Raw genomic sequence first — 11,696 nt, forward strand, 5'->3', positions numbered from 1 at the left:
GAGCCGGCCGGAGAGCTCGAGCGCGGCTTCAAGGCCGGCCCGGTCATCCGCTACCGGATGTTCATCGTCTCGCAGCCGCGCCGCGATCTGTGGACCGGGGGCTGCCACCTGCGAAAAGAGATCGTCCCGCACTTCTGACGGCCGAGGACCCTTGGTCGGCGCGTCAGGCGTAGGTCGCCGACGCCGCGTCCAGCTGGCGCAGCACCTCGGCGTCCCAGCCATAGACGTCGTCGCGGAACGAGACCTGGTTCCCCTCGACGAAGCATCTCCTGGAGGCCGCCCTGGCCTGGGACGAACTCGAGCCGGGATCGGTCTGGACGACATTGGCGGGTGAGATCGTCGCCCTGGGCCTCAAGCATTTCATCGACGGCGACGGCGGCTTCCTTCGCGAGTTCTTCGACGGCGACTGGCGACCTGCCGGCGGCGACGACGGCCGATGGGTGGAGCCTGGCCACCAGTTCGAGTGGGCCTGGCTGCTGGAGCGATGGGGCCGCGCCCGGGGCGAGGCCAAGGTTCGCCATGCGGCGCGGATCCTCTTCCAACGGGGCCTCCAGGGGGTCGATCGGCGACGCGGCGTGGCTGTGAACGTGCTGTGGGACGACCTCACGGTGCGTGACGCAACCGCTCGCCTGTGGCCGCAGACGGAATACCTGAAGGCCGCTCTGATCTTCGGGGAGCCCGGCGAGGCGCTCGGCGCCGCCAACAGCCTGGCCCGCTACCTCGAGGTTCCGGCCCGCGGCGCCTGGCGCGACAAGATGCTTCCCGATGGCTCGTTCGTGGACGAACCGGCGCCGGCCACCTCATTCTACCACATCTCGGTCGCGGTGCTGGAGCTCCTCAAGCACGTCTCCAGTGGGAGCGTCGCGCCGCCGACCGAGACGAAATAGGTCGCCCGCGCGTCGCGGCGGCACATGGTCGGTGTGCGGCGCCTGACACGCCCGGCCCGCGCCTGAGGTAAGACACCGGCGCCGGCGTCTTTCGAACGGGGAGAGTCTCGTAGATGCTGGCAGCACTATCGTGGCTGTACCTTTCGGGGGCGGCCATTTTTCTTGTCTGCTGGTGCTACGTCGCCTGGCCGATGCGGGGGCGGGAGCTGTTTCTGATCGGCGTCCTGGCCGTGATTTCCACAGCGGTGTGGCCGATCGCCCTCGTGCTTGTCGCTGCGAGCCTGATTGCGGACATCCTCGGACGTTGGGCATAGATCCGGGGCTTCCCTCCAAAGGGCCCTGAACTCGTTGGGTGGCTGGCGGCCCGGAAGGGACTCGAACCCCCGACCTTGGCTTTAGGAAAGCCCTGCTCTATCCGGCTGAGCTACCGGGCCGCGCGGTGCGCGTGATAGCCTCCGCGCCGGCCCTGTGCAAACGCGGCCGCCACAAGCCTGAGGGGGACACCGGCTTGCGCTACCTTCGGCTGCTCTATGTCCAGGTGCTGATCGGCGTGGTGCTGGGCGTGCTGGTCGGCGCGCTTTGGCCCGGCTTCGGGGCGGCGCTGAAGCCGCTCGGCGACGCCTTCGTCAAGCTGATCAAGATGGCGGTCGCGCCTGTCATCTTCTGCACCGTCACCGCCGGCCTGGCGCGGATGGGCGACCTGAAGGCCTTCGGGCGCCTCGGCCTGCGCACCGTGGTCTATTTCGAGGTGGTCTCCACCTTCGCCCTGCTGATCGGCCTGGTGGTGGGCGAGGTGCTGCACCCGGGGCGCGGCTTCAACATCGATCCGCGCACGCTCGATCCGGCCATCGCCGCGGGCTACGTCACCAAGGCCCACCATGGCCCAGGCCTCGCCGAGTACCTGCTGGACCTGGTCCCCGACGCCTTCGTGGGAGCCTTCGCCCGGGGCGACCTGCTGCAGGTCCTGGTCCTCGCCATCCTGGCCGGCCTCGCCTGTTCGCGGATGGGCGAGTTCGGCGAGAAGGTCACCGCGGTCATCGACGACATCGGCCGGCTGTTCTTCGGCATCATCGGGGTGATCGTGAAGCTGGCGCCGATCGCCGCCTTCGGGGCCATGGCCTTCACCATCGGCAAGTACGGCGTGGCCTCGCTGGTCCAGCTGGGCGCGCTGATCGGGGTCTTCTACCTGACGGCCATCGTCTTCGTGCTGGGGGTGCTGGGCGCCATCGCCGCCGTCTCCGGCTTCTCGATCCTCAGGTTCCTGGCCTATATCCGCGACGAGCTCCTGATCGTGCTCGGCACCTCGTCGTCGGAGACGGTGCTGCCGCAACTCATGCTGAAGCTGCAGCGGCTGGGCGCCGGCAAGGTGACCACCGGGCTGGTGGTGCCCACCGGCTATTCGTTCAACCTCGACGGCACCAACATCTACATGACCCTGGCCACCCTGTTCCTGGCCCAGGCGACCAACACGCCGCTCAGCTGGCAGCAGGAGGCCGCCCTGCTGGGGGTCGCCATGCTGACCTCCAAGGGCGCCAGCGGCGTCACCGGGGCCGGCTTCATCACGCTGGCCGCCACGCTGGCGGTGATCCCCAACCTGCCGATCGCGGCGCTGGCCCTGCTGGTCGGCGTCGACCGGTTCATGAGCACCTGCCGGGCGCTCACCAACCTGGTGGGCAACGGCGTGGCCACCCTGGTCATCGCCGGCTGGGAAGGCGACCTCGACCGCGATCGCCTGGCCGCCGAGCTGGCCCAGGGCCCGGCCGCTGGGCCAGAGGTCCTGCTGTCCGGCGCCGAGGCGGACTGATGGCCTCCCCATCCATGGGGGAGACAACAAAACGCCCGGCCAAAGGCCGGGCGTCTCGATAAATCGACGTCGTCGGGAGATCAGGCGGCCGCGGCGGCCGGCGGCTTCACCAGCGACTGGTTGAGCAGGCTGATCGCCGCGTCGCGGTCGATCCGCTCGATGGCGGCGACTTCGCGGGCCATGCGGTCCAGCGCCGATTCATAGAGCTGGCGCTCGGAATAGGACTGCTCCGGCTGGTTCTCGGCGCGGTGCAGGTCGCGGACCACCTCGGCGATGGAGATCAGGTCGCCGGAGTTGATCTTGGCTTCGTATTCCTGGGCCCGGCGCGACCACATGGTGCGCTTCACCCGCGCGCGGCCCTTGAGCGTGGTCAGCGCCTGGGTGACGACATTGGTCTCGGCCAGCGCCCGCAGGCCGGCGGTGCGCGCCTTGGCGGTCGGCACCCGCAGCGTCATCTTTTCATGGTCGAAGGTGATTACATAGACTTCGAGCTTCAGACCGGCGACTTCCTGGGTTTCGACCCCCTGCACCTGGCCCACGCCATGGGCCGGATAGACGACATGATCGCCAATCGAGAAATCGTGACCGTTCTTGCTCATCGTGACACCTTCTCAAAAACCTGGGCCGGACTGCGCGCGGACCGCTGACTCACATTTGCGCCAAGCGACAACGCCATGCTCTCCGCGAAGCGATCACGGCGGCATCGTCATTTGGGGCGGAAGTAGACCTCTAAAGACACCCTTCGCCAGTCGCCGCGCTATCCCTCATGGACCGCGCCGGAATGGCGTTTCATCTAAGCCGACGGGCAGGGCGAAGAGCCTGAGCGCCACGTCGTGTAACACCATAACACAAACGTAAGCCGAATGAAAGGCTTGCCCCGGCAGGCGGAGTGTCGCGCCCCTGCCGATCAGGGTGCGCTCAGGAGCCGCGGCCGGGTTTCTCGGAGAAGTATTTATCGAGCTTGCCGGTCTCGCGTTCGAAAGCTTCGGCGTCCGCGGGCGGCTCGCCTTTCACCGTGATGTTCGGCCAGGCCTTCGAGTATTCGGAGTTGATTCGCAGCCACTTGCCGTCGGGGTCGTCCTCGGTGTCGGGCTTGATGGCGTCGACCGGGCATTCCGGTTCGCAGACGCCGCAGTCGATGCACTCGTCCGGATTGATCGCCAGGAAGTTCTCGCCCTCATAGAAGCAGTCGACCGGGCACACCTCCACGCAGTCCATGAACTTACATTTGATGCAGGGATCCATCACGATGTAGGTCATGGCGGGTGCTTTAGGACTCCGTGGGATTCCCGAGATGTAGGGGCGCGGGTTTTTCACGGCCAGTGGCAGGCTTGTCAATGCCGCGACGGGGCTGGCGCTACGAAGAAATCTCTAAGGGCGAATAGAGCGTTCGCGCTTCGCCTGGCGGGCCGCGTCGCTCGCCGACCGCCACGACGGTCACCGCGACCAGCCGGCCGCCGAGCGCGAAGACCAAAGCGTCGCCCACCTTCACCGGCCGGGCGCACTTGTCGAGGCGGCTCTCGTGGCCGGCGCGGGTCAGGCGCACGCGGCCTTCGTCGACGAACTTGGCGGCCAGCGAGCGGGTCTTGAAGAAGCGCGCGCGCCACAGCCATACGTCGGCGCGGCAAGCCTCATCGTTCACGGCCGCGATTGCCCGGACTTGCGGCGGCGGCGCGGACGGCGCGCCGGGGCCGGCTCGCCCTTCAGCGCGGCAAGCGCGGCGAACGGGGAGTGTGGGGCGAGGATGGGGCGGTGTTCGACGGCGAACTCGCGCTCGAAGCGGCGGCGCCAAGCCAGGGTCTCGCCGGGCCGCTTGATGGCCGCAAAGCCCAGGCCTTTGAGGATTTCGCGCGCGTCCTCGACGCTCCAGCCGAGCTCTTCGCGGGCCTGGTCGGAGAACACCACGCCACCGCCCTGCCTGGCGCCCGCCCGCATCAGCTCGTCCAGCCGCTCCAGCTGCTCGACGGGTACGGCCAGACCACGGACGGCGCGGAGCCCGAAGGCGGCGAGCGTACGCGACGAGGACGCCTGCGGCGGCAGCCGGCAGACCTTGTCGGGAGCCGGGGTCCAGCCGGAGACCTCGCGCGCCGCCAGCGCCTGGCTGAGCGCGCGCGCCTCAGGCTTCAGCAGGGACGGCGCATAGACCGAGAAGGCTCCCAGCCTGACGCCCAGGCCCCGCAGGGTGCGCCGCTCCACCTGGCTCAGCGCGCGGGTCTCGGCGCGCACCTGGGCGCGGTCCAGCACCCCGCCGGCCTCGATCAGCCGAAAGGCGAGGCCGCGCGCCAGGCCCTTGATCCGGCCCTCCGCCACGGCGGCCTCCAGCTTGCGCAGCGCGCCCAGCCGGCGTCCGGCCTCTCCGGCCACGAAGGCCTCAAGCCGCTGGCCCGCCCGCTGGCGCGCCGCATCGTGGCCAAGCTCTCCCAATAAGCGCACGCGCGGCCGGAACGGCTCACCGCCCGCCAGCACGCCGGCCGCCTCGCCGCGCCACAGCACCACGCCGTCCGGCGTCAGCGCGAAGGCCTCGTCCGGCTCGGCCGCCAGCTTGCCGAGCCGCCGCGCGATCTCCGGCCCCACCGCATGGGTGGCGGCGGCCCGCAGCGCCTTCTCCTCCAGCACCGACGAGCCTTGCGCGGCCTCGAACCGCACCCCGGTCAGCCGGCCGACGAAATGCCCCTCGACGGTCACCGCGCCGTCCGCCGCGACCCCGGCCAGCATGTCTTCGCGCACCCGCAAACCCCGCATCAGCGCGCTGGTCCGCCGATCGACGAAGCGGGCCATCAGCTTCTCGTGCAGGGTGTCGGAGAGCCGGTCCTCGAGGTTGCGCATCCTGCCCTGCCAGCCCGCCGGGTCGGCCAGCCAGTCGGGGCGGTTGGCGACATAGGCCAGGGTCCGCACGCTGGAGAGCCGCGCCGCCAGGGTGTCGATCTCGCCGTCGGTGCGGTCCAGCTGGGCGTACTGGCGGGCGATCCAGTCCTCGGGGATGCGCTGGCGCCCGGCGGTCAGGTGCAGGAAGAACTCCTTGGCCAGGCCCATGTGCTCTTCGGGCGCCAGCTTGCGGAAGTCCGGCGTCTGGCAGACGTCCCACAGCCGCTCGATGACCGCCCGGCCCTTGGCGCGCTCGGCGACCTGCGGGTCCTGGGCCAGATGGCGCAGCGTCGTCTCGTCCAGCGCCTCGGCGGAGAGCTGCAGCCCTTCGCGGTCCGGCGTCCTGGCCAGCGATTTGAGCAGGTTGGGCAGGGAGCCGAAGTCGAGCTTCGAATTGCGCCACTCGGCCCCGGTCACCGGCTCGAACCGGTGCTCCTCGACGGCGTTGACCAGGTCCTCGTCCATGTCCTCCGCCTCGCCGGTGACTCCGAAGGTCCCGTCGCGCTGGTAGCGGCCCGCGCGCCCGGCGATCTGGCCCACCTCCTGCGGATAGAGGAACCGCGTGCGCTTGCCGTCGAACTTGCGCAGCCCGGCGAAGGCGACGTGGTCGACGTCCATGTTCAGCCCCATGCCGATGGCGTCGGTGGCCACCAGGAAGTCCACCTCGCCGGACTGGTAGAGAGCGACCTGGGCGTTGCGGGTGCGGGGGCTCAAGCTCCCCATCACCACCGCCGCACCGCCCCGCTGGCGGCGGATCAGCTCGGCGATGGCGTAGACCTGGTCGGCGCTGAACGCCACGACCGCCGAGCGGCGCGGCAGGCGGGTGAGCTTCTTCGGCCCGGCGTAGGTCAGCGCAGAGAACCGCTCACGGGTGACGATCTCGGCGTGCGGCAGCAGGCGGCGGACCAGGGGCGCCATGGTCCCGGCGCCCAGCAGCATGGTCTCGGCGGTTCCGCGTGCGTGCAGCAGGCGGTGGGTGAAGACGTGGCCGCGCTCCGGGTCGGCGCAGAGCTGGATCTCGTCGACCGCCATGAACTCCACCTCGCGCGACAGCGGCATGGCCTCGACGGTGCAGACGAAATAGTGCGGCCGCGGCGGGACGATCTTCTCCTCGCCGGTGATCAGGGCCACGGCGCGGGCGCCGCGCAGCTTGACGATCCGATCGTAGATCTCGCGGGCCAGCAGCCGCAGAGGCAGGCCGATCATGCCCGACGCGTGGCCCAGCATCCGTTCGACCGCCAGATGGGTCTTGCCGGTGTTGGTGGGGCCCAGCACCGCCACCAGTCTTGGCGGCGCTACACCCGTGGGCCGGTCGCTCATGTTCTGAATTTGGGGTCGCTAAAGGAGTCGGGCAAGCGGCACTTAGACGCGCCGGCCCTCGCCGGGTTCCAGGCGGAAACCCAGGGGCAGCAGCTGCTCGATCGTTTGGCGCCCGGTGTCACCTTCTGGCGACAGGCTGACCACCTCGCAGCCCTCGGACGCGAACTCAAAGATCTTCTGCCGGCAGCCGCCGCACGGCCATACCAGGCCCGGCAGGGACGAGGTCACGTAGACCCGCCGCAGCTCGCTCGCCCCTTGCGTCACCGCCGCCGCAATGGCGCTGGCCTCCGCGCACAGCCCCTGCGGATAGGCGGCGTTCTCCACATTGACCCCATAGTGCAGCCGCCCATCCGCGCCCTCCACGGCGGCCGCCACCCGCACGCCGGAGTAGGGCGCGTGCGCCCGCGGCAACAGCCGTCGCAACTCGGCGGCGATCGCGGACGTATCGGTCATGGAGGGAGTGTCCCGCAGCGAACCCAAGGGACGGAAAAGTCTAGGGCTGCGGGATAGACGCGTCCACCGTCAGAAGCTCCAACAGCGCCATCACGCATAGCGCCGAGTTGTGCGCCGCCATCTGGGCCATCTGCGGATAGGTCAGGTGGCTCTCCTCGCCGGCCAGGTCGGAGAGGGTGCGGATCACGTAGAGCGGCACGCCCCAGGCCTCGGCGACCTGGTTGACCGCGCCGGACTCCATGTCGATCGCCTCGGCGGCGAAGCGGGCGTGGAGCTGGCCGCGGGTCTCGGCGCAGTTCAGAAAGTAGTCGGCGGTGACGATGCCGCCCAGCTGCACCGGCGCATCGAGCTGCGGCCGCAGCACTTCGGCCAGCCGCGCCAGCGTGGTCGACACCGCCTCGGGGACCGGCGACAGCGCCTCCAGCTCCGGCGCGCCTAGCGGGATCACGCCCGACGCCGTGACGGTCAGCCGCCCGCCCGCCATCACGCCATAGTCGTGGATCGCCAGCCGCTCGGCCAGCAGCACCGCGCCCACCGGCAGCTCCGGATCGAGGCCGCCGGCCACCCCGGAGAAGATCAGCGCCGACACTTCGAACAGGCCGAGCAGCAGGGTGGCCGCCGCCGCGGCGTTGACCTTGCCGATCCCAGCCTGCGCCAGCACCAGCGGCTCGCCCGCATAGCGGCCCCGCCAGACCCGCGTCGGGCCGTGAGTCTCGGGCTCTGCGTCCACATCGAGCCGCGCCCGCAAGGCCACGAGCTCTTCGACCGTGGCGCACAGTATTCCGAACACTTGGACCTCAACCTCTCCGAACGGGGAACCTAGGTCAGTCCAGCGTCCGCCGATAGCGGGCCATCGCCAGCGCCGTGACCACGCAGACGAACGCCAGCAGCGCCAGCAGCTCGCGCCACATGTCGCCCAGGCTCTGGCCTTTCAGCAGGGCGCCGCGCACCACTCGCAGGAAATGAGTCACCGGGATCGCCTCGCCGAGCACCTGCGCCCAGACCGGCATGCCGCGGAACGGGAACATGAACCCGGAGAGCAGGATCGAGGGGAAGATGTAGAAGACGCTCATCTGCATGGCCTGCAGCTGCGAGCGGGACGCCGTGGAGATCAGGAAGCCCAGCGCCAGCGAGCCGACGATGAACAGGCCCACGCCGATCGACAGGCCCACCCAGCCGCCCGCCATCGGCACCCCGAACAGGAACCGCGCCAGCAGCAGGATGATCGCCGTCTGCACCAGGCCGATCACCACATAGGGCGCCAGCTTGCCGGCCATCACCTCCAGCGGCTCGACCGGGGTGGCGAGCAGGGATTCCATGGTCCCGCGCTCGGTCTCGCGGGTGACGCTGAGCGCCGTCATCATCACCAGCGTCAGGGAGAGGATGATGCCCAGCAGCCCCGGCACGATGTTGTAGGCGGTGATGGCCTCGGGATTGTAGCGGGCGTGGACCACCACCGTGAACGGCGGTGCCCCCTGGCCGCGGGGGAGGAGCGCGCCCTTCAGGTCGTGGGCCAGGGTCTGGACGGGCAGGGCGGCCAGCGCCGCTACCGCCCCGGCAGTCGCCGAGGGATCGGTGGCGTCGGCCTCCACCAGCACCTGGGCCTGGTCGCCGCGCGCCACGCGGCGGGTGAAGTCGCCCGGGATAGTCACCGCGAACTGTACCCGGCCCTGGCGGATCATCTGGTCGAGCTCGGCCGGCGAGCGGGCCTGGGCGGTCAGGTCGAAATAGGCGCTGTGGTGCAGGGCGCTGACGATCGAGCGGGCGAAGACGCTGTCCTCCTGCACCAGGACGGCGGTCGGCAGGTGGCGCGGCTCGGTGTTGATCGCATAGCCGAACAGCAAGAGCTGGATCACCGGCAGGCCCAGCATCATGGCGTAGGTCAGCCGGTCGCGGGTGAGCTGCTTGAACTCCTTGATCATCACCGCGGCGACGCGGCCTGCCGAGAAGCCATTCATGCGAAGTTGTCCTCCGCCTGGCCCATCAGCTTGATGAACACGTCCTCCAGCGTCGGCTCGACTTCTCTCCAGCGATAGGGCGGCTTGCGCCAGGGCGCGATGGCCGCCTCCAGCGCCCGGCGGTCGGTCCCGCTGACGTGCACCGCCGCGCCAAACGGGGCGACGGTCTCGACGCCCGGCTTGCCGTGCAGCTCGTGCGCCAGCCGGCCGACGTCGGGGCCTTCGCCATGGAAGGTGACCAGGTGCGACCCCGCCACCACCTCCTCGGCCGTGCCCCGGGCGATCAGCTTTCCGTAGCTGATGTAGGCGATCTCGTGGCAGCGCTCGGCCTCGTCCATGTAGTGGGTGGAGACCAGAACGGTGAGGCCTTGGCCGGCCAGCTCGTGGATCTCGTCCCAGAAGTCGCGGCGGGCCTTGGGATCGACGCCGGCGGTGGGTTCGTCGAGCAGCAGCAGCTTCGGCTCGTGCAGGGTTGCCGAGGCCAGCGCCAGCCGCTGCTTCCAGCCGCCAGAGAGCTCGCCCGCCAGCTGGCCGCGGCGGTTGGCCAGCCCCAGCCGCCGCAATGCCTCGTCCACCCGTTCACCGCGCCGGTCGAGGCCGTAGACCCGGGCCGTGAATTCCAGGTTCTCGGCGATGGTCAGGTCCTCGTAGAGCGAGAATCGCTGGGTCATGTAGCCAGTCCGGCGCTTGATCTCGTCGGCCTGGCGGATGATGTCGAAGCCAAGGCAGGTCCCCGATCCGCTATCCGGCGTCAGCAGGCCGCAGAGCATCCGCAGCGTGGTGGTCTTGCCCGAGCCGTTGGGGCCCAGGAAGCCGCAGATCCGGCGCTCCTCCACCCGGATCGACAGGTCCTTCACGACGTGCTTGTCGCCGAAGCTCTTGTTCAGCCCCCGCACGTCGATGGCGGCGGTCACTTGCGGGGCTCCCCGAGGGGCTCGACATCCACCGGCTGGCCGGGGTTCAGCCGCATGGAGGGCTGCGCCTCGACCAGATAGACCAGCCGGTCGCGGGCTTCGCGGCTGTAGATCACCGGCGGGGTGAACTCAGGGCGCGGCGAGATGTAGGCGATCTTCGCGGTCAGCCCCTTGGCGCAGCCGTCGCAGGCGAAGCGCACGACGCCGCCCACGCGGTAGGCGCTGAGCGCCGCCTCCGGCACGAAGAACCGCACCTTGATCCGCGAGTCCGGCAACAGGCTGAGGATGGGTTGGTTGGCCGGCGCCCACTCGCCCTGCTGGAAGAAGACGTCCTCCACGCGGGCGGCTGAGACGGCGACCGGCGCGTTGTCGGAGAGCCGCGCGGCCGCGCCGATCAGTCCGGCCTGGGCCTGCCGCACCCTGGCGTCAGCGGCGCGGATCAGGTCTTCGCGTGCGCCCAGGGTCCCGACGTCGCGCTGCTTCTTCGCGGCCTTCACCTGGGCCTCGGCGTTCTGGGCGTTGGCCTTGGCGTCATCGAGGGCGGCCTTGGAGTCGAAGCCCTTGGCGGTGAGGACCGAGACCCGGCGCAGCGCCGCCTCGGCGTCGCGGGCGCGGGCCTCGGCGGCGGCGATATTGGCGTCCAGCACCGCCAGCTCCAGCGGCCGCTGGCCCTTGCGCGCGTCGATCGCCTGCGCCTGGGCGGCGGCCACCTCGGCGGCCGCCTGGTCGCGGGCCGACAGCGGCTGCTGCGGATCGACGACGAACAGCTTCGCGCCTGCCGCCACGTCCTGGCCGCGAACCACGTACATGGCCGTCACCGTGCCGGCGACCGGCGCCGCCAGGTAGAGCGGCTCGCCCTCGATATAGCCGCTCAGCACCGCGTGGCGGCCCAGCCGGGGCGCCAGCACCAGGGCCGCGATCACCGCCAGGGCGACGAGCAACAGGGCCACGACCAGGAGCCTTTGACGGGTCATGCGCCGGCCTCCCCATCCTTCGGGCTTCTGGCCTTCAGCCCCTCGATCATGGTCTCGATATGCTGATGGGCGAGCGCCGGCAGGTCGAAGGGCTGGGCGCCGACCGGCACGAAGGTCTCGCGCCAGATCACCGCGATCAGCATCGGGGAGATGATCTCAAGGGCGTAGGCCCGCGGATCGCCCGCCTTCACCTCGCCGCGGCCCTGGGCGGCGTGGATGGCGTCGGTCAGGGCGCCCAGGATGTGGGCCACCAGGTCGTCGTGCCAGACGCGGGCCAGCTCGGGGAAATTGCGCGCCTCGCCGATCACCATCTTCAGCACCCCGCCCACGGGCAGGGTTTCGACCAGCACGCTGACCCGTACGGCCACCAACCGTAGCAGCTCCGACAACGGCCCCGGGTGCGCCGCGATGATGGCGCGGATCGCCTGCATGTTGGGCGCGATGGCCTGGGCGACCACGGCGCGGAAGATATCCTCCTTGGTCTCGAAGTAGAGGTAGAGCGCGCCCTTGGAGACGCCCGC

General features: G+C 70.1%; 14 protein-coding genes and 1 tRNA gene. 3 read left to right on the top strand and 12 right to left on the bottom strand.

The features are described from left to right. Positions 1-163: 163 nt before the first annotated feature. Positions 164-355, bottom strand: coding sequence for a hypothetical protein (locus JWP28_RS13745; protein ID WP_299543729.1), 192 nt, complete (start codon positions 353-355; stop codon positions 164-166). On the opposite strand from JWP28_RS13745, the gene JWP28_RS13750 reads away from it, so the two are divergent. Both JWP28_RS13750 and JWP28_RS13755 read left to right on the top strand, forming a co-directional pair. Continuing rightward, complete coding sequence (locus JWP28_RS13750) at positions 324-887, top strand: AGE family epimerase/isomerase (RefSeq protein ID WP_299543730.1); 564 nt, start codon at positions 324-326, stop codon at positions 885-887. The two genes, JWP28_RS13745 and JWP28_RS13750, sit on opposite strands and share 32 nt — an antisense overlap. A 113-nt stretch (positions 888-1,000) precedes the next feature. Beyond that, entirely contained in the window at positions 1,001-1,201 is a 201-nt protein-coding gene (locus tag JWP28_RS13755; protein ID WP_299543731.1) for a hypothetical protein, read from the top strand. A 43-nt stretch (positions 1,202-1,244) separates the two neighbouring features. Here JWP28_RS13755 and JWP28_RS13760 read toward each other — a convergent pair. Next, positions 1,245-1,321, bottom strand: a tRNA-Arg gene (locus JWP28_RS13760). Positions 1,322-1,395: 74 nt separating this feature from the next. On the opposite strand from JWP28_RS13760, the gene dctA reads away from it, so the two are divergent. Beyond that, positions 1,396-2,691 carry a C4-dicarboxylate transporter DctA gene (gene dctA, locus JWP28_RS13765; protein ID WP_299543733.1) on the top strand — a complete coding sequence of 432 codons (1,296 nt, stop codon included), beginning with the start codon at positions 1,396-1,398 and terminating at the stop codon, positions 2,689-2,691. An 80-nt stretch (positions 2,692-2,771) separates the two neighbouring features. Here the strand turns inward: dctA and JWP28_RS13770 are convergent, their stop codons facing one another. The 10 genes from JWP28_RS13770 to JWP28_RS13815 form a co-directional block, all read right to left on the bottom strand. Continuing rightward, entirely contained in the window at positions 2,772-3,290 is a 519-nt protein-coding gene (locus tag JWP28_RS13770; RefSeq protein ID WP_299543734.1) for a CarD family transcriptional regulator, read from the bottom strand. Positions 3,291-3,609: 319 nt separating this feature from the next. Next, positions 3,610-3,951, bottom strand: a complete 342-nt coding sequence (fdxA, locus tag JWP28_RS13775; protein ID WP_299543736.1) for a ferredoxin FdxA — start codon at positions 3,949-3,951, stop codon at positions 3,610-3,612. Positions 3,952-4,048: 97 nt separating this feature from the next. After that, the gene (locus JWP28_RS13780) at positions 4,049-4,333 is read right to left on the bottom strand and encodes an RNA-binding S4 domain-containing protein (RefSeq protein ID WP_299543738.1); all 285 of its coding nucleotides are present in this window, start codon (positions 4,331-4,333) and stop codon (positions 4,049-4,051) included. Further along, positions 4,330-6,876 (bottom strand): helicase-related protein, encoded by a 2,547-nt coding sequence (locus tag JWP28_RS13785; protein WP_299543740.1) that lies wholly within the window; start codon positions 6,874-6,876, stop codon positions 4,330-4,332. Before JWP28_RS13785 ends, JWP28_RS13780 begins: the two co-directional genes overlap by 4 nt. Before the next feature lie 42 nt (positions 6,877-6,918). Further along, positions 6,919-7,329, bottom strand: a complete 411-nt coding sequence (gene cdd / locus JWP28_RS13790; protein WP_299543741.1) for a cytidine deaminase — start codon at positions 7,327-7,329, stop codon at positions 6,919-6,921. Between the two features lie 40 nt (positions 7,330-7,369). Next, positions 7,370-8,119: a 5'-methylthioadenosine/S-adenosylhomocysteine nucleosidase gene (gene mtnN / locus JWP28_RS13795; RefSeq protein WP_299543743.1), complete on the bottom strand. Its 750-nt coding sequence runs from the start codon at positions 8,117-8,119 to the stop codon at positions 7,370-7,372. Between the two features lie 34 nt (positions 8,120-8,153). After that, positions 8,154-9,287, bottom strand: coding sequence for an ABC transporter permease (locus JWP28_RS13800; RefSeq protein WP_299543745.1), 1,134 nt, complete (start codon positions 9,285-9,287; stop codon positions 8,154-8,156). Continuing rightward, a complete protein-coding gene (locus JWP28_RS13805) occupies positions 9,284-10,201 on the bottom strand; it encodes an ABC transporter ATP-binding protein (RefSeq protein WP_299543747.1) in 918 nt (305 codons plus the stop codon). The genes JWP28_RS13800 and JWP28_RS13805 overlap by 4 nt, the downstream gene beginning before the upstream one ends. Beyond that, positions 10,198-11,175 (bottom strand): HlyD family efflux transporter periplasmic adaptor subunit, encoded by a 978-nt coding sequence (locus JWP28_RS13810; RefSeq protein WP_299543748.1) that lies wholly within the window; start codon positions 11,173-11,175, stop codon positions 10,198-10,200. The genes JWP28_RS13805 and JWP28_RS13810 overlap by 4 nt, the downstream gene beginning before the upstream one ends. After that, a partial coding sequence (locus tag JWP28_RS13815) for a TetR/AcrR family transcriptional regulator (RefSeq protein ID WP_299543750.1) occupies positions 11,172-11,696 on the bottom strand: 525 nt, incomplete at its 5' end. The genes JWP28_RS13810 and JWP28_RS13815, both read right to left, overlap by 4 nt.

Origin of the sequence: Phenylobacterium sp. (genome assembly GCF_028290885.1) — a bacterium.
In the GTDB taxonomy this organism is placed as follows: Bacteria; Pseudomonadota; Alphaproteobacteria; order Caulobacterales; family Caulobacteraceae; genus Phenylobacterium.

Bases quoted from the DNA above. Each gene is read 5' to 3' on its own strand.
- JWP28_RS13755 (WP_299543731.1), top strand. From the start codon at position 1,001: ATGCTGGCAGCACTATCGTGGCTGTACCTTTCGGGGGCGGCCATTTTT.
- JWP28_RS13770 (WP_299543734.1), bottom strand. From the start codon at position 3,290: ATGAGCAAGAACGGTCACGATTTCTCGATTGGCGATCATGTCGTCTAT.
- fdxA (WP_299543736.1), bottom strand. From the start codon at position 3,951: ATGACCTACATCGTGATGGATCCCTGCATCAAATGTAAGTTCATGGAC.
- JWP28_RS13785 (WP_299543740.1), bottom strand. From the start codon at position 6,876: ATGAGCGACCGGCCCACGGGTGTAGCGCCGCCAAGACTGGTGGCGGTG.
- cdd (WP_299543741.1), bottom strand. From the start codon at position 7,329: ATGACCGATACGTCCGCGATCGCCGCCGAGTTGCGACGGCTGTTGCCG.
- JWP28_RS13800 (WP_299543745.1), bottom strand. From the start codon at position 9,287: ATGAATGGCTTCTCGGCAGGCCGCGTCGCCGCGGTGATGATCAAGGAG.
- JWP28_RS13810 (WP_299543748.1), bottom strand. From the start codon at position 11,175: ATGACCCGTCAAAGGCTCCTGGTCGTGGCCCTGTTGCTCGTCGCCCTG.